At 51.1% G+C, this 18,047-nt stretch carries 11 protein-coding genes; 5 read left to right on the top strand and 6 right to left on the bottom strand.

Going from position 1 to position 18,047, the window contains the following annotated elements:
- Positions 1-205: 205 nt before the first annotated feature.
- The gene (locus ABWV33_RS13470) at positions 206-1,237 is read right to left on the bottom strand and encodes a helix-turn-helix domain-containing protein (protein ID WP_353331407.1); all 1,032 of its coding nucleotides are present in this window, start codon (positions 1,235-1,237) and stop codon (positions 206-208) included.
- A 189-nt stretch (positions 1,238-1,426) separates the two neighbouring features.
- Here ABWV33_RS13470 and ABWV33_RS13465 point away from each other — a divergent pair, with 189 nt between their 5' ends.
- The 3 genes from ABWV33_RS13465 (at position 1,427) to ABWV33_RS13455 (ending at position 5,745) form a co-directional block, all read left to right on the top strand.
- Complete coding sequence (locus ABWV33_RS13465; RefSeq protein WP_353331406.1) at positions 1,427-2,836, top strand: metal-dependent hydrolase family protein; 1,410 nt, start codon at positions 1,427-1,429, stop codon at positions 2,834-2,836.
- Between the two features lie 79 nt (positions 2,837-2,915).
- Positions 2,916-3,827, top strand: a complete 912-nt coding sequence (locus ABWV33_RS13460; protein ID WP_353331404.1) for a hypothetical protein — start codon at positions 2,916-2,918, stop codon at positions 3,825-3,827.
- 1,213 nt (positions 3,828-5,040) lie between these two features.
- Positions 5,041-5,745, top strand: coding sequence for a hypothetical protein (locus tag ABWV33_RS13455; RefSeq protein WP_353331402.1), 705 nt, complete (start codon positions 5,041-5,043; stop codon positions 5,743-5,745).
- Here ABWV33_RS13455 and ABWV33_RS13450 read toward each other — a convergent pair.
- A complete protein-coding gene (locus tag ABWV33_RS13450) occupies positions 5,731-6,468 on the bottom strand; it encodes a hypothetical protein (RefSeq protein WP_353331400.1) in 738 nt (245 codons plus the stop codon). The genes ABWV33_RS13455 and ABWV33_RS13450 overlap by 15 nt on opposite strands.
- A gap of 2,260 nt (positions 6,469-8,728) precedes the next feature.
- On the opposite strand from ABWV33_RS13450, the gene ABWV33_RS13445 reads away from it, so the two are divergent.
- Both ABWV33_RS13445 and ABWV33_RS13440 read left to right on the top strand, forming a co-directional pair.
- The gene (locus tag ABWV33_RS13445; protein ID WP_353331398.1) at positions 8,729-9,490 is read left to right on the top strand and encodes a hypothetical protein; all 762 of its coding nucleotides are present in this window, start codon (positions 8,729-8,731) and stop codon (positions 9,488-9,490) included.
- Between the two features lie 385 nt (positions 9,491-9,875).
- Positions 9,876-11,450 carry a phospholipase D family protein gene (locus tag ABWV33_RS13440; RefSeq protein WP_353331396.1) on the top strand — a complete coding sequence of 525 codons (1,575 nt, stop codon included), beginning with the start codon at positions 9,876-9,878 and terminating at the stop codon, positions 11,448-11,450.
- A 171-nt stretch (positions 11,451-11,621) separates the two neighbouring features.
- Here the strand turns inward: ABWV33_RS13440 and ABWV33_RS13435 are convergent, their stop codons facing one another.
- The 4 genes from ABWV33_RS13435 to ABWV33_RS13420 form a co-directional block, all read right to left on the bottom strand.
- On the bottom strand, positions 11,622-11,942 hold the full coding sequence (locus ABWV33_RS13435) for a hypothetical protein (RefSeq protein ID WP_353331394.1): 321 nt from the start codon (positions 11,940-11,942) through the stop codon (positions 11,622-11,624).
- A gap of 856 nt (positions 11,943-12,798) precedes the next feature.
- Entirely contained in the window at positions 12,799-14,889 is a 2,091-nt protein-coding gene (locus ABWV33_RS13430; RefSeq protein ID WP_353331392.1) for a molybdopterin oxidoreductase family protein, read from the bottom strand.
- A gap of 81 nt (positions 14,890-14,970) precedes the next feature.
- Complete coding sequence (locus ABWV33_RS13425; protein ID WP_353331390.1) at positions 14,971-16,131, bottom strand: ABC transporter substrate-binding protein; 1,161 nt, start codon at positions 16,129-16,131, stop codon at positions 14,971-14,973.
- A 29-nt stretch (positions 16,132-16,160) separates the two neighbouring features.
- Positions 16,161-18,044: an AMP-dependent synthetase/ligase gene (locus ABWV33_RS13420; RefSeq protein ID WP_353331388.1), complete on the bottom strand. Its 1,884-nt coding sequence runs from the start codon at positions 18,042-18,044 to the stop codon at positions 16,161-16,163.
- Positions 18,045-18,047: the final 3 nt, after the last annotated feature.

The following is an 18,047-nucleotide window of genomic DNA, read 5'->3' as shown; positions in this document are numbered from 1 at the left end:
GAGAGTCTTCTGCCGTTCGGAGTTACTCCATGTTTCTTTCACTTTTGGACGGCTCCTCGAAAAGAGAGTAGGGGATAGTTTAGGTGTTCTGTGGCTTGCAGTATCGCTAGGAAAAAGCACAATAAACGTCGCCACTGAGAATACCTACAGAGGACGTTTGTGCCCGTCCCGCAGCTTGGATTTTGTCGCTGCTGGAGCCTTGACTTTACCTCGAGGTCGCACGGCTCGAAGGAACAGGTAGATCCGTGCTCTTTTCATTTTTTCTAAACTGCGAGGGTGAAATCCCTACCTCTTTGGAAAAGGCGCGGGCGAAGTTAGATGGGTCTGAATACCCAAGCGCACCGGTGATTTCCTCTATCGACCGCTCACTATACTGTAAGGTCTCTTTGGCATAATTTATTTTTGCCCGGGTCAGTTCCCTGGACATGTTGGTTCCAAATTTTGAAAGTTGCCGGGACAGTTTACGTGTGTTCAAGTGCGCTAGATTTGCGGCCTGACCCACGGTTAACCCGCCATGTCCGATATGCTGCATCAGCAGGTTTTGAAATCCTGTTAAGAAAGGATCCTGACGGGTCTCTGTCGGTTGCCCGGACACTTCGGTCGGGGCTCGGTCGCCAGAAACTGGAACGGACAACCATTCAGACGGGAACTGGATCCGGCTGCCCATGTTTTTACCCCGCAAAGTCTGAAAAGGGGCAAAGCGGCTGTGCAATACGGACGGATCACTCACCACCAATATGATCCGCTGGGGATCCATCTGATCACCCATTGCCCGCTCCAGCATGGACAGCATAAGGCCAATCATGAACCCGTCATTTTGCGCCGGTTCGATCAGCGGTTTGAACTTTCGGATTTCGCCAAAACTGGTCGTACTCCCTCTCACCTCGACATAGGGCGTGACGGATGAGGCGAACTTGTTTACCTGTGCGACGTATATGTTCAGGAAATCCCCAAGTGTTGTGGCCTGTTCAATGGCCATGCGGATCATAGGCCAGCCTGAAGGGTCAAGCTGGGATCCGATCTTGGCGCCGAAGGTCTTGTCGCCTGCCGCTTTTGCGCAATTCTCGACAAATTGGTGTATGACCATGACATGCACCGAGGCGCCTTCTTGATCGACAGCGGTTTGTGTCAACCCGACACTTTCAAGAACCGGTTCCGGATCCACCCCGCAAGACCGAAGCCCGTTGAGAAACGGGATCAGAAGCTGAAGCTGAACCAGCGGAAGGGAATCGGGCATGACAAGCGACCTATTCAGGTGTTCATGCCTACATTCAGGCAAAATGGAGCGGTTGGGTCAATCAAGACCGGTCATTTTTGACAAAAATTCGTACAACCCTGTCCTGAAATGACCTGTGAACTATGGCCTTATGTGCCATCATATTACGTGATCCGCTGCCACACGGCCGTTTTAATAGGGAGAAGGTTTATGAAAAGAGCCAATGTACTGCAAGCCTCACTCATTGCAGGGCTTTTGGCCTGCAATGCTTTTGCTGCAGCGGCTTCGGATGAAGCGCCGCGACAGGTTCTGTTCACCAACGTCAACATATTCAACGGCGTGGATGGCGAATTAATGGAGAACGGTTCGGTTCTGGTCGAGGGCAATTTGATCAAGTCGGTTTCTGCCGAGACGATTGAAGCACCGGATGCCTTTAAAGTTGACGGTGAGGGGCGCACCTTGATGCCTGGCCTGATCGACATGCATTCGCATCTGTGCCTGCGGGACGGCATTCCTTGGGCCCGCACTGATTACGATCAGATGTTGGCGGGCGCTTACACAGCCCACGTCTTACTCGAATATCTCGATCAGGGGTTCACCACTGCGCGCGATACGGGGTGCAATGTGCTGGGTGTCGCCAAGGGCGTGAACAATGGTATTATTCCGGGGCCGCGCATCTACCCTAGCGGGGGTGTTTTAAGCCAAACGGGCGGACACGGTGACATTGGATTCTTCAATGACCGGCCGGGCGACATGGACGAACTCGAAAGGAACGGCTGGGGCTATATCGTCGATGGGGTGACCGAGGCCCGACGCGCTGCCCGGCATAATTTTCGAGGCGGTGCCACACAGATCAAAGTCATGGCCGGCGGGGGTGTTGCAAGTGAATTTGACCCACTTCACATGACGCAGATGTCCGTTGAAGAGATGGAGGCAATTGTCGAAGTTGCAAAAGACTATGGCAGCTATGTTACTGTGCACGCCTACCACGACCGAGCCGTCAACCGCGCAATAGATGCCGGCGTTCGAACTATCGAACACAATTTCCTCGTTTCCGAGGATACAATTATTCGGATGAAGGAAGAGGGCGTTGCGCTCTCGGTTCAGGCCGTGATGTCGCTTGAGGCCTTTGGTAACCCTGAAAGCATCACCTTTTTCAGTGCCGATCAGAAAGCTAAGGCCACTCAGGTAAATACCGGTGCCCGACAGATGTTGGAATGGGCCGTGAAGCATGAGTTAATCATTGTAACTGGCGGTGACATGTTCGGCCCCGATGTCGTACGTCAGGCAGAAAACATCATCTGGTTTAACGATGAAATTGCCAAAAATCCCCATCTGTCACTGAAGACGGCAACGAGCGACGCTGCCGAAGTTCTGACTTGGTCCGGGGGCATGAACCCCTACAAGGACGGCACGCTTGGCACGATCGCCGAAGGCGGTTACGCAGACATCATCTTGATCGACGGTAATCCTCTCGAGGACATCCACGCACTGAAGCGCGACAACGTCGATTTCGTGATGAAAGACGGCCTTGTTCATAAGAACTGGCTGCCGGATGATAATGCTCCTGCATTTACGCCAGCCGGCCCTAAACGGGACGCCTATTTCGGTAACTTATAATACCGAAGCAGGGCGGTTTCGTTACCTCGGCCGCCCTGTAACCTCCCTTGCCAAAATGGCAGAAAATGAGGCCAAGTGTATGAGATACCCCACCTTCCAGACTGCTTTTTCGACCGCCACCCTTGTGTTGGCGCTAGTGGCTGCATCCAAATCAAATGCACAGGTCGGGCCCAATATCGACGACCTAGCGCGCGAACTGGCCAATCCGGGCGCCGCCAATGCCACGATGAATTTCAAGCTTGAATTTCGAAGCTATGATGGCGACTTGCCCGGTGCTAGTGAGCAAGACAGCACCACGCTGACCTTTCAGCCAGTGCTGCCATTCGTTCTGAACAACGGCAACAACCTGATCTTTCGCCCAGCCTTCAGCTATGGCTGGGGTACTCCGCGTCAGGATCCTACGATAGGTTCGTTTAACGGGCTGAATTCATGGAACGATATACCCTATGACCTTCTCTATTCCTGGCAGGCCGGTACATGGACTGTCGGTGCAGGTATCGTGGGGAGCGTCCCGGTTGGTTCGGATGCTTCATCAGACAATTGGCTTTTGGGTCCAAGTTTTCTCGCAGTGAAGACGCTGGACTGGGGCGTGACGGGTATTTTCCCGTTTCACAACGAAAAAGTCGGCGGGAGTGGCGCTGACACCTCGATCACATCGCTGCAATATTTCTTGTTCTATGGCCTTGGTAACGGTTGGCAGATCGGAACAGGTCCGACCGTGTCCTATGACTGGAAGGCACCATCTGGGCAGGAGTGGACAGTCCCAGTTCAATTGGCGTTGGCCAAAACGACAGCCATTGGCGAGCAAATCGTCAAGTTCAATTTTTCTGTCGAAAAGAACATTGTCAGACCCGATCCCTTTGCCGAAGAGTGGACGTTAACATTCAACGTCAGCCCAGTTACAAAAAACCCGTTCCAGCCAACCCCGCGCGACCCGCCGGTGGATGCAGTGACACGGGCAGCAATACTAGCCCCGATAAGAACGAACTGATTGGGCAAAACGGCTCTTTAACTCGCCTTCTCCACCTTGCTCACGCCAAACCTAATCCAAAGCCTAGGCAGGCCTATCCGCAATTCTGCGCGAATTTAACATGGAATACTGTGCCGAGTTGGTTTGCGAGGAAAAACAGACTGGCGGTAAACGGCTTTAGTGTTGTCCTCGAAGGTTTAGCTTTAGGCCAACCTTCGTCCTCGGATCGGGGTGAAAGTGAGGCTGAAGGCGCACCTTTGCAAATTTGCGCGACGCAATCGCCCACCTGCACAGATACCTGGCAAAGCAAAGGCCTGAATTCAGACGGGCAGAGTCAGGAACGCATATTGAACGCTGAATGAACCGGTCCCTTTGGATATGCATTTTACGGGTGCGGTTACTTTCTACTTGGCCCAAGAATGCTCATGTAGGGTCCGGTCGGGTTTGGAACTCATGCTTTTCTTCGGTTTTTCAGCAGAAACTTCTGACATTTGGCCGATTGCAAATCAACACATTCCGGAGGCCTTCGTGCCCAATCTATCTGGAGGAAATTTCGAAACCCTTCTGGTATCCATGCTGCAGGCTGTCGACCTGTTTATTCGGTCTGGACAGCCGCCATTTGATCTCGGCGTAGCCTGAAAAGAATACTCGTGTATACGCTTTAGTTTGGAAGCTGGAAGCAGGCGCACACGACAACCTCAACTGAACTAAGAGGTCCTGATCCAAGAAGAGAGTAGAAGCGTTTCAAGCGTTTCGGCTTGCGTTTGCATGTGTGGTGCGAGCCGTTGCCTAGCAAGGTTCGAATGGGATAGGGTCGATTTGTATCGTATAGGGGTGCGTCTCATTCACAAAAAGAATGGTCGCCGGCGTGATGTACCATCGCGATGAGTTTCTAGAGGCTTTTCTGAAGGTCCCCGTCGGTAGGGGTTGGTGGCGTGAATGCCCGCGTGGTATACGACCGAGCGAGTGAGAGTTGATTTGTTCCCCCGCGGCGATATCAGATCTAAGACAAGTTGAGCGATTTCCTGTCGGTTTCACACGGTGGCTGTTTTGATTGGGCGTCATCGGCGAGGACCGTGGAAAGTTTTGCATCCGAATTGTCGGCTACTCGATATCATGTGGCTCACAAAGCGAATGCTTAGAGGGGCAGTTTTCAGAAACCCTCCCGTTAGTGTCTTGAAAAACGGAGATTTATCGCGCGGAAAGGAGGTGAAAAAATACATGTGAGGAAACAATGAAAACTGTATCTCGTGCCGTGAACTTAGGGCTTTTGCACCAGCATCTTCGAAGTTGCGGTTTTGATGTAGCAGAGGTGGAAGACCCTGCGAAAGTTTTAGACTTAACTCAAAACATAGGTAAGCCGTACCTGACGCCGTTTTCTTCCCCAGAACACAATGACTTCACTCAGAAAACAGCGCTTTGGTTGGTTGGTTGGCAAGGTGATGAACCTGCATTCATGGGGTGCGCTCGTTTGGAGGACCTCGGGGATGAGGGGATTTCATCTTACTGGGGGCGAAGCTTCGGTCGCGCATATGGTGGCGTAAGAGCTGGGCCAGTCATTCGTGGTGTGCGTCGAGATATTGAACGAGGTTTTTCAGGAAGGGTAGTTTACTTTGGCGATCTCTTTGTAAACCCTAGGGTGCGTGGGTCGCGTAAAGCGCTTAGGTCGTTTGTTGCACTGGGCCATCTTTCGGTTTCCCTAAAATGGGATCCAGATTGGACATATTGTTTTGTTCGCGAACGTGATGTGTTGAGAGGTGCTTCTGCTAACTATGGCTTTACTCAAGTTTACCCGTCTCCCTTTGAATGGGTTGATGAGCCTCCAGCGCCACGGGACCGATCTGAATGGCTGGCTACGTTACCAAGGCAAAGTTTAGATGAATCTGTGGAGGCTGTAGTCCGTACGATTTCGAAAGACTTGCCATTAGGCCATAAGTAAAGAGAAGTTCAAAATGGTTCTCTTTCCGCCCTGATCATCTACTGCAACTAGTACACGAAGGAATTCCATCTTTACTAATACCGGGTGGTTGGGCATTTGGACATTGAGTTCCTCGATGGTCACCAAATACCCCCGCTCGTTAGCTTCGCGATAATCTTGGAGCCATCGTTTCTTCAGGGGTTCATCAGGAACCGTGATGAGGGCTTGCTGGAGCAAATGCCTGTCGTTACTGCCCATTGTAATTGCTGATAAACTTCGTGAACCCACTGCTATGACTGTTAGATGATCCTCACGGATTTCGGGTGCGGTGTATTGATCGCATTGATCCATAACCTGATGAAACCCTTCGAGTTTGCCACCCGATTTTGCGTATAGGCGCAAGAGGCCATCAGCTGACACTCTCACATTTGGAAGGGAGGCTTGCGAATGAAGCGCGTTTGTTATGTGTTGGACAAGAGCCTGAGAAGATTCCCGGTCACGCTCAATATTTGTCGGCGGCGCATTTCCAGCAAGGTAGTCCAAGCTAACGCCCAGAAGTCTTGCAACACGTGCCATTCCAAAAAGCCCAGGGCCGGTTTGAGAGTTGTCCAAGCCTTCATCGTTCAGGGTGTTGTAGAGGGTCTTTTTCCCTAGGCCAGCATCCACTGAAAGGGCCCAGATTTTATCTTTGTATTGCTCAGAAGATTGTATGGCAGTGCCAAGTCGTTTGCGGAAACCACGCATAAAATCACCATTCCTAAATTTAGGAATATTTGGTGCCGTTCTTGGTGCGTATTGTCAAGTATCTTTACTCATGGTTGTGTAAATTGAGGTGCTTATAAGGGGGGAGACACTTCTCTTTAGCCAACTTACAGGGAAAATACGGGAAACATCTTACATCGAGGTCACGATCTTACAGAAAAAGCTTTAAAGCTTGCTTCCATTCTAGAAGCTCTAAGATGTCATCTCGAGCAGTAGGGTCACTCTCCATTAACTCAAGTAAGCGACGAGTTTCTGGAGAAATCTCAAAACAAAACATGACAAATGGTAAACTAATGTTGTTTGCCACGCATACCTGAGAGAGTTTTGTGATAGTTGGCTCTTGAGTGCGCTTTAATATGGCCTGAGTCTAGCATGCTCCGACATTGGCGTTCAGCGATGCGGCGCGCATAGATATGCTTGCCTCGTTAAGTTTTTAACTGAGACGGTTGCGCATGCCCTAGAGATAGGTGGTGTGTTTCATCCAAATAGTATCCGGTATGTGGGATAAATCTACACGCCCCTTATTTCGACCATTGTGTTGCTGATAAAACGGACATCTCAACGCCCACATATCTCTCAAATATGTGCCTGCCTCAATGAGATGGACGTAGCTAAGCAAAAACAAAATCAGGTGCTGAATCACCGCAAGCTTGCTTTTTGACCAACTTCAAGGTCCGATAACGCTGCACAGTTCAACGTTCCTAGACAAGCTCTAGATTGCCTCGCCGTGTCATACCTTGTTGCGAGAATACCGTAAATTTTTCTTGGGAATGATTGATATCAGGTAAAAACACGCCGGCTTAGGTTCTTTATCAAAGTGGGCCAGCCAAACGGGCCAATCAAGATCATTAATTTTTATGACACAAATTTTAGGTGTTTGGAGTTTTGATATTTTCTCCAATTCAGCCATATAAAAACCGCACTAATAGCTCTCTGCCGTGAGTGATGCCAAAGTCACTGTCCATAGGGAGTGGTTGGTATTGTTGTGTATTCACCTAAATAGAAGATTTGATGGATAAGGGGTAAATGTGATACCATCAATTCCCTGGTGGTAACCTTTGACTTCATTCGATTGCACTTGTGTAAGGTCAAAGTCTCTGACCGGAAGTGGGAATGGGAAATGCCCTTGTATTGAATTCACTATGACAAGAACTGCAGCAACATTATTAGGGCGAATTTCAATACGGCGGTGGAGTCGTTGATGTTTTTAAAATGTCATAAACCCTGAAACGCGAACGCAAAGTGAAAATTTGTTGTTTCAGCTACGACCAAAGTGAGACAAAAAATCTACTAATCTCTAGTGAGTTTTGGTCATTCGCATTACCTTGTAAAGTTACCTATATGCGAAGCGCTGCCGCTCTAGCTGCTCGAGCAGTCGACACCATCAGGCCTGGTTTGAGACGAGAGCAGCCTTCACCCCCAATCAGATGTTACCTTTGGTGTTGCCAGGTTGATTCACAAAAATCTTTTAAATTTGAAGAAGGAACCAAAATCATGGGCAATTAGAATAGACAAATATTTGGAACAGGTTTTTATGGCCGGATTGATCGCGTCGGCTCCCGAGTTTGGTATCGCAACATTTGGTGCAGGAGGTGACTGAGCTGAAGCAGCAACCCTAACCAACGGAACATATGTTGCCACTTGGTCGCAAACGGTTTCGCAGCCAGTGCCGTTCGCAACAGATACGTCTTTCTCTGAAATAGCGGCCCGTTTGCTGAACGCGGACGGGACATTCTCTGGGGGTGCGTTTCAGGTCAATACGGCCGAACCGTTCCTTCAGAGCGATGCAGAAGTTACGGACTTTCCGGCGGTGGGTTCGTGATAGCCTGGACGGATCAGACGTTTGGAACCGACCAAACATCCGCATCGAAATCACTCTTGCGACATCGTCTTTGCAGGAGCAGCGGATACCTCATCTTGCTGCATTGGCGGATGGTGGTTTTGTGGCCTTCTAGCAAGACAGTCGGGCCACTGGGGCGTTTGACGATGACTTGTATGGGCATAATTTTGATGCCGATGGAACCTGTGTCGGACCGGAATATGTTGCATGGAACAGCAGGTCGGATGTCGCTCGCCTTGAGCTCGTAGCCCTCAGTAACGATCATCTGAGATTTTTGGCCGATGGGGGCATTGTAACTAGCAATGACACGACTTTTTGCAAGGCAGTGCTGGGAATACCGTACTGAACGCAGGAACACGCTCATCTCAGACGACACGGTTCGAGCAGAATTTCTATTCGGACATGACAGTTTTGACAAATGACCGCTATGCCTACGCAGGTGTCACTACGTCGGCGGGTCACAGTGAACCCAACGGTGTTGGGGTTTGGGTTCGAGTTGGTGCAGATTTTGACAACTTGGTTGAACGCGATCCGCTTGCGCCTTTCGGGCCAGAAATTGCAAGCGACACGGGCTTCACCGATACTCCACAGAACTTTGTCGATTTAGATGCTACTGGCAATGACATGGTGTCTTTCGTCGATTTACCCGACGCGCCCGGTCGCACCAATGTGCAGTTCCGCCTAACCATCGATTTGGGTGCGGGTACTGCACACAATCACGATAATTCAGAGCAGGTCACGCTGAACAACGTCGAGCGCATCACAGGTACAATCTTCGCCGACTACATCCGGGGTGACGATGGCGCCAATCACCTGCGTGGCGCAGGCGATTACGATTGGTTTGTGGCCACCACTGGCAACGATACGCTGGACGGCGGCACCGGACAGGACATGGTCGGCTTTGTCGAATGGACCAACAGCGCTCGGAATGTGATTTCAGACCCGTTTTCGACAGATGGGGCACCGCCTACCGGCGCACAGGCGACCGGGGTTCTGGTGGATCTGGCCCACCCATTCAACAACACCAATCTGGCTGCAGGCTTGACGATGACCAGCGTCGAACGCGTGACCGGCTCAGGGCGACAAGATGTGTTTTACGGCGACGGCCAGCATCTGGGACCTTCCGATTGCTTGATCCGTACAACGTTACTCCCCCTCACATGACCCACAACGGTACAAATGTGACGAACGTCAGCAATAACAAACGTTGTGGCAAGATTGAACAAATTTGGCTGGCAATATTGATCTGGGACCTGACTTTGCAAAGCACGTTGTTTGCGCATAACTGCATTCGATGGCTAGAAGAGGACGCTACTCTTAGTCCGTTGGTATCCATTAGAGCGTTAGGGATCAGCTCCCCGCTCAAGCAAAGGTTACTGTTCCAATTAAGAAAAACCTCGTGTCGCGTTAAGACACATATACAGTCGGTTCACAAAAGCTCATTTTGCAACAATCAAAAATTGAAACCTCAAAGATCTTTTGTCATCTTTCCAAGGGCTTCGATAAATGTAATATTCGCAGAAGCTGAACTGAAGGATCTGTTGACTATATGTGTAAACAGTCAGTTTCTTGCCTCGCAGCGCAAGGTATCAATAAATTATGGTTGATGCTTTTATTTTCTCTGAGTGCGGCTGTTGTGTCAGGGTGCGGTCCTTCAGTACGGGAATTTGAGAAAACTGTAACGCGATCGATCACAACGCCGCCGCAAAGTTATTTAGAAAATCGTTCAAGGTCGCTGGGCAACCCCGGTGACGACCAATCTGGCGTGCGCATGTTGTCAAACGGGGAGGAAGCCCTCGCTGCCAGATTGCTTTTGACTGCAAAAGCAGAGCAAACCATTGATGCGCAATACTACTTATTGCATGATGACCCGACCGGTCACCTATTTGTATCTAGTCTGCTCCGAGCCGCAGATCGCGGAGTTAGGGTGCGGCTTCTCTTAGATGATATGGCCACTTCGGGTTATGACAATATGACCGCCGCACTCGATCTGCATCCCAACTTGGAAATAAGACTTTTTAATCCGTTTTGGCGAGAAAAAGGGAAATTTTTTAACGCTTTAACTGATTTTGAACGTGTCAATCGGCGGATGCACAACAAATCGATGACTTTCGATAATGCCTTCACAATCGTTGGTGGTCGAAACATTGGGGCGGAGTACTTTCTGGCCAACGATACAAGCAACTACAAGGATCTTGATGTTCTTGCTACAGGCCCCGTTGTCCGTGAGGTCTCTGATAGTTTCGACGAGTACTGGAATAGTCGTTTCGCGGTTCCAGCACGTGTTGTTACTGGCGAACCCGAAGGTTTAGCTCTGGTTGAGGTGCGTATGCGACTGCGACAGTTGGAAGAGGATGCACTCCAGACCGAGTTTGCAGAAGCTTTGGTTAAATCCGCCAGCACCGCATTTGCACGTGAGAATTTTAGGGTGGAGTGGGTGTCAGCAAAGGTATACGCCGATCCGGTCTCAAAAATCGCCCGCGAAAACGAAGAGAATGAGATTCTTGCCCGACAATTGCTGCCCTATTTTGAAAATGCATCGAAGGAAGTACACATTATCTCTGCCTATTTCGTACCACTCAACAGCGGTGTAAAATGGCTTTCTGAACTTGAGGAACGCGGCGTAGATGTTGAAGTCATAACTAACTCGATCACGTCTAACGATGTTGCGGTAGTTTATGCTCACTACGCTAAAAAACGCAAAGAACTGCTGCGCGCAGGAGTTGAGCTGTACGAACTTCGGCCGGATGCGGACCAACGTGAGAAATTGGGGGTCAACTGGGAAACCACTCGATCTGGTCTGCACACCAAAGCTTTTACAATCGATGACCGGTATCTCTTTGTAGGATCGTTCAATTTTGATCCAAGGTCAGTCAGAATCAATACAGAAATGGGCATTGTCATCGACTCTCCACGCTTGGTCTCGCGGACAATTGGTGAGTTGGAAGAAGCGTTGCCAAGAAATACGTATCAACTGAAATTGACCGAAAAAGATCGAATTATCTGGCTGACCGAACGAGATGACAAGGCGACATCTTTGTTTCGGGGGGAGCCAACAGGCTCGTTATTTCAGCATATCTGGGCCGGTTTTCTAGGAATCCTCCCTATTGGACCTCAACTTTGAGTAACCTACCAATATTTTGAATAATCAGCCCTTTTCATCCAACTGGACCGCCCGATGTGAACGATCCAGTTTGTATGCTGGTGCATCGTTGGCCTAGGTTTCGTTAGGACGATGGTTGTTTGAGTGAGTAGACCCTAGCGGCTTTGGCGGATTGCCGCATTAACTGGCAACCTAATCGCTGTCGCTGTACGGTTTGAGGGAGGGTGGAGAATAGGTGATACTACCATCTCCTTCCACTTCAGGGCGAGCCAGCTTGTTAGCACGGCGGATCCAGTTTGCGATCATTTCGATTTGAGTGTTGCCGCTTGCCGTGACCTCGTACACCGTGATGCGCCACCCTGGCTGATCATCAATGGGTTTGCCTGACTCTGGAAAGATGATTTTGCCACCATCAGTGGTTTTTGCGGCGTGTATAATGGCGTGGGCTTGCGCAACAGGCGTAAAATTGGTGACGGTTTCTAGAAAGGCGCGCAGGTCGGGACTATCGGTCATTTTAAAGCTTACACTATTGAGAAGAACAGGCAGGGATCGCGTAACGCGAACTCTGGCAAAGAATAATTCGATTTAGACAATGAAGGACGTCGTGCGGAGTGTCCAGTTAGGCGAGCAGAGACTTAGGGCCAGTGATGCAGTTTTTTCAATTCGGTGGGATGCGCATAGATAAATGCAGGGCGCTCTTTCACATGATGGGAAAGAGCGTTGCGGTCAAGGCTAACAGTTTGACCATACTCTTCTTTCTGCGTGATCCGATCACTGCTCGAAGGGTCCGGCAGTGGGTGTTTGGGCTCGTCAAATAATCAAAGCGGCCATTTTGGACGCCTTCAGTGCTGCTAAGATTGGCCCCTGTGATCTGATTGAGTTGGTCAACCCTGTGCCATCTGGCTTCAAGAGCTTTGGTTGTATGAGGCAGCGCCTGATTATTGAAAACCCACACAACAGATGCGACATCGTCGATGGGTTCCATGGCCGACCAGCTGGCTTTCGATAGATCAATTCGAAAATTGAACGTTCTGTGAAACTTCAATAGCGAATGAGTGTCCATCCAAACGGGCTCGTCGCCTCCAACTGAACAGTTCGTGTTTAGCCTCAGCAAAATCGTCGAGTGGCACGCAATGCCTGAACAGGACGTTTATTGCGAGCGATACAATCAAACGGCTCAAGGTGAGTGGCTCGACGGTCCAGCTAGGAAACAATCAAGACGTCCCAGAAGCAAGCTATGGGGTGTTTTCGGGCGTTAGATCGCCTGACCCCAGTTTGTTAACAGCGCAATGGCGAAAAATTGAAACTGGAAATATCTTGCGGTTGTAAGCAACCGCAAGATTGAAGCCTTGGCAGCTCCGAAACGAAACTACGCAAGGGCCAGGGCAACAGATACTCCATTGAAAGCAGCGTTGCCGCTCACAGGGTCGACACGGGTGTCATCTGTCAAATCGTTGATTGAGACAGTTTGAACACGCGTTGCCGCATCAAGTTGCCCCTTTTCCTGCCCCCATCCTTGGGGGATAGAAACAACGCCCGGCGCCATTGCCGAGGTCAGTTCTACGGGTAGGACGATTGTTCCAACGCGAGCTGACACCTGAACGCTGTCACTATCGCTTATGCCAAGATTTCTGGCGTCCTGAGGGTGAATTTGAAGCGTGCAACGATTCCGCCCCTTGACGAGCCGTGCACTGTTTTGCGTCCAACTGTTGTGACTGCGCGCTTGGCGACGGCCGATCATGACAAAGGGACGTTCTGGATCTTGTGCATCACCTTGTGCCAGAAGTCGTGGCAGATCATCCAAAAAGACCTTAGGCGCGAGCATTATTCGACCTTCTGGCGTTTCCAGGCGGGTGCTTAGGTTGGGCACCAATGGCCCTAGATCAACGGATCCTTGTGTGGCTTCAAGTTTTGGTATTGTCACGTCGTCTGCATGGAAGCCACGGGCCAACAAAGCAGTGAGAACCTGCTCTGGTGCCGGACCAATGGTGTTGGCCCCCATCAGTTTCGCCTGCAGTCTGGCAATGATCTCCCATTCTTGGGGATTATTGTTTGGCGGAGCAAACACGGCTGGTGCATAGGCGGCTGTGTTCCTAACTGCAAAACTGTGAAATACAATGTCGTAGTTCATCTCTTCCAAAGCAACTGTGCCGGGTAGGATAAGATCAGCGTGGCGGGTCGTGTCGTTTAGATGGATGTCGATGGACATCACGAAATCCAACGTCTCCATTGCCCGATCAATACGGCGTCCGTTCGGAGCAGTTAAAACGGGGTTGCCAGCCACAGTGACCAACGCTTTGATTTGGCCTTCTCCTGAGGTTTCCATTTCTTCGGCCATCACAGAAACTGGAAACTCTCCGTTATAGAGCGGAAGGCCAGACACCCGAGACCGGCGTTCAGGATAGCTGCGCGCTTTGCCCTTGCGTGATGTCATTCCAACATAATCTAGGGCAGGGGTGGTAAACATCGCTCCGCCTTGGGAGTCAAAGTTCCCGGTGATAATGTTTAGAACGTTGGTGGCCCATTGGCAGAGACTTCCAAAACTTTGGGTCGACGCCCCCATTCGTGAATAACACACCGCGCTTTCGGCTTGAGCGAACGCGCGCGCAAGATTGCGGATAGTGTCCGCATCAATACCTGTGGATTTGGCGGCATGGTCCGGGGTGAACGGGGCGACTTCCGTACGCAGTACGTCGATGCCATCAATTAGGGGGGCTAAGTGATCAGTATGCTCTAGCCCTTCGGCAAGAATAACGTGGATCATTGCCAAAAGCAGGTTTGCGTCAGTTTCTGGACGGATAAAGTGGTGGTCGTCTGCTTTTTCAGCCGTTTCAGTGCGACGCGGATCGATGACAACAACGCGCCCACCGCGAGCTTGAAGCTCTTCTATCCGTCGACCAAACCCCGGAGCTGTCATCATTGATCCGTTCGAAATCAGAGGATTGCCACCAATGATCACCATGAAATCAGTCCGGTCGATATCTGGAATAGGGATCAACATGGGATGGCCCAGCATATGGATCGACGCCACATGATGCGGGATCTGATCAGCGGTCGCAGAGCTGTAACGGTTGCTGGTGCCAATCGCTTTGACCAGGCCCGGCAAGTTCATCAAATTACCAAATTTGTGGGCATTGGGATTGCCTAAATAAACGCCGACAGCATCACGCCCATGGGCATCTTGAACGGCTCGGATCTGCTCAGCGGCGAAATCTAATGCGTCTTCCCACTCAACCTCAACAAACGCGCCATCAATTTTTTGCAAAGGTTTGGTTATCCGGTCAGGGTCAGTACGGAAATCTTGCAATGCAACGGCTTTGGGGCAGATATGGCCGCGTGACAAGGGATCATCTGGATCCGCCTTTATAGACAAGACTTGATCCCCGTCATGGGTGATGATCAGGCCGCACATGGCCTCGCAGATATTGCAGGTGCGATGTTGTGTTTGCGGCTCTGGCATGGGGTCCTCGCGGGGAAACAGCTGGGAAAAGAGATACAAAAAGGGCGCCCGAAACAATCGGGCGCCCAATCTATTTATGGCTTATTCTTCATGGACTTTCTTCCAGTTCCCGTCTTGGACAACAGAAACATAGACCGTGTCCGCCCCCTGATGATCTTCGGGTCCAAAATCGATATAGTTGCCCACCAGCTCATCCTCATACTTGAGGCTTTCCATCGCTGCGATAAAGCTGTCGTGAGTCAGGTCTGGGCCTGCGGCTTCAAGTGCGCGCACCATGAGCGCGGCCGAGGCATAGCCCAGCATTGCGAAACCCACCGGGTCTTCGCCATTGGCTGCTTTGTATTCCTCGATAAACGCTTTTGGGGCGGCCTCGTCAGCACGTGCCCAAAGATCCTGCCAACTGGCCGCGGCAAAAAGCCCCTCAGTCACGCCACCCGGTACCTTGGCAATCACGGTCAGGAAGCCGGCCGAGGTGTTCATGAACTTCATGTCGCTCAGGCCCATCTTCTTGGCAGTGCCCACAACGGTGATGCTCTGACGCACAGTCAGCGCCATGGAAACGATGTCACAACCTTCAGATTTCAGTTTGGACAGCGAGCCGACGAAATCGGACTCATCAGGTTTATGAGTGGTTTCGGCCGCAAAGGAGATGCCAGCTTCTTTGGCGCCTTCTTTCGATCCTTCAAGGATTTCTTTACCGAAATCTGTCGGCAAATACATGGTGCAAACATTTTTCGCGTCGAATTCACCCGCTAAGAATTTCACGCCGATACGGGCCTGTTCGAAATAGTCCGCAAAAGAGACGAACTTGTTGCGCACCGGTTCCTGTAGCATCTGACGTGCTGCGGACAGCGGGGCAACGTTGGGAATGCCCTTGGGATCCAGCAGTTTAAAACCGGCTAGGTTCATCGGGGTGCCAAGGCTCTGAAGCATGGCGAAAACTTTGTCGCGGTTCAAAAGCTTGTTATAGCCCTGCATTGCACGCGGCATCTGGTAACCATTGTCCTCGACTATGAATTTGATCTGGCGCCCATGGACGCCACCAGCGGCGTTCACCTTGTCAAAATAGAGGTTTGCCCCTTTGGTGGCTGGAACCCCAACGGCCGCAAACACGCCGGATAGGTCATTGACCGACCCGATGGTCACTTCGGTATCGGAGACACCCTGCGTATCCGCCTGCGCCAGCGTCGCTGCTGCCGTCAGGGCGGTGGCTGTCGCCAGCCGTTTGATAAGTGTTTTCATGTGTTTCCTCCCTATGGAACCTTTTTGTTTTAGTACATGTCGTCGATCAGATGAGCGTGCGCCTTTTCAACATAGCTACGCTTCAACTTCATGGTTGCCGTAAGCTCCTCATCTTCGGCAGTCAGAAGCACGTCGATCAGGCGAAAATCCTTTATCTGTTCGACACGGGCGAATTCCTTGTTCACCGCGTTCACTTCTTTGGCGATAAGATCTTTGACCTCTTGCGCCGCGCAGAGCGAGGCAAAGTTGGAAAACGGAATCTTATTGTCCTGAGCGTATTTCTCAACGTTCTCCTGATCAATCATTATCAGTGCGGTCAGATACTTGCGCCGGTCACCGATGATCACCGCGTCAGAAATGAAATGGCTGAATTTGAGTCGGCTTTCAATTTCGGCCGGGGTGATGTTCTTGCCACCCGCCGTGATGATGATGTCCTTGAGACGCCCGGTGATGGTTAGGAAACCTTCGTCATCCATGCGCCCAACATCGCCGGTGCGCAGCCAGCCGTCTGCGGTAAAGGTCTCGGCGGTTTTTTCATTGTTACGCCAGTAGCCTTGAAAATTGTTCAACCCCTTGGTCTGGATTTCGCCATCATCGGCAATACGGATGTCATAACCGGGCACTGCTTTGCCAATTGTGCCGACCTTGTTTTCCTCCATCGTGTTGATGGACCCAAGGCCAGCGGTTTCAGTCATGCCCCAACCTTCAAGCAAAGGCACACCAATAGACCAGTACCATTTCAACAATTCGGGTGAGATCGGCGCCGCGCCAGAGCCGCCACGCCGCATTTTGTCCATGCCCAGCATCCGTCTCAGATTACGCAACACTAACTGGTCCCAGAACCAAAATTTGGCCGCTACACCTGCAGGCACTGGTTTGTTTGCTAACAGGTATTCGGCGCGCTCCATTCCAGCCTTTATCGCAAGGCCGAAGGCAATGCGCCCGGTTGGTGTGGCCTCTTGGGTCAGTATCAGAACTTGTGAATAAATCTTCTCCCAAACACGCGGCACCGCCACAAAGGTCGCAGGCGATACCTCTTGCAGGTTGGCAAATACGGTTTCCGGACTTTCGGCAAAGTTCACCGTCGATTTGGCCGCAAGCGGAAAATAGATCGATACGTTACGTTCTAAGATATGGCACAGCGGCAAGAAACACAGCTGTTCGTCGGTGTCATAGGTGGGCAGGCGGTGCGCGCCTGCCTCGATCCCGGCCATGACGTTCTCATGGCACAGCATCCCACCCTTGGGTTTGCCCGTGGTGCCCGAGGTATAGATCAGCAACGCGGTATCTTCGGGGCGAGCCAACTCGATTTCTGTTTCAAAAACACCGGGCTCATCTTGTTCGGCTTGACGACCAATCTCGTACAGGTCGTCGATCATGATGCAACGGTGATGCTCTAGATCGTGCAGGCCTTCGTCCTCAAGGATGATGACATTCAGCAGGCCGGGAACTTCTGCCTCGATTTGTAGGAATTTATCTAGCTGTTCTTCGTTTTCAAGGATCAGAAACCGACTGTCGCTGTCGTTGATCAGATAGGCTAACTGACTGGCTGAATCGGTTGTATACACTCCCGAAGCAATGCCTCCGACGCATTGAATACCCAGATCAGAATAGGCCCACTCCTTGCGATCTTCGGACAAGATCGACACGACTTCGCCCCTTTGCAGGCCCAGCTTGCGCAGGCCCATGCCGATCCATTTGGCGTGCTGCCAATAATCAGCCCAGGAATAGGTTTTCCAGATGCCGAAATCTTTTTCACGATGTGCGGTGCGACTGCCCAGATCAGCGCAGCGTTTTTGGAACAGGCTGACAATGGTGTCGGAACCGTCGACAAAAACGGGGCGTTGTCCGGGATTCGCATTGAATGAAACCCCGTTGATCTCGGTCTGGGCGGGCTGGGTGGGTGCAACCATATC

It is taken from the genome of Phaeobacter sp. NW0010-22, from assembly GCF_040365955.1.
Taxonomy (GTDB): Bacteria; Pseudomonadota; Alphaproteobacteria; order Rhodobacterales; family Rhodobacteraceae; genus OMPR01.
Note: the sequence above shows the minus strand (reverse complement) of the source record. Positions and strands in the feature narration are given on the sequence as shown.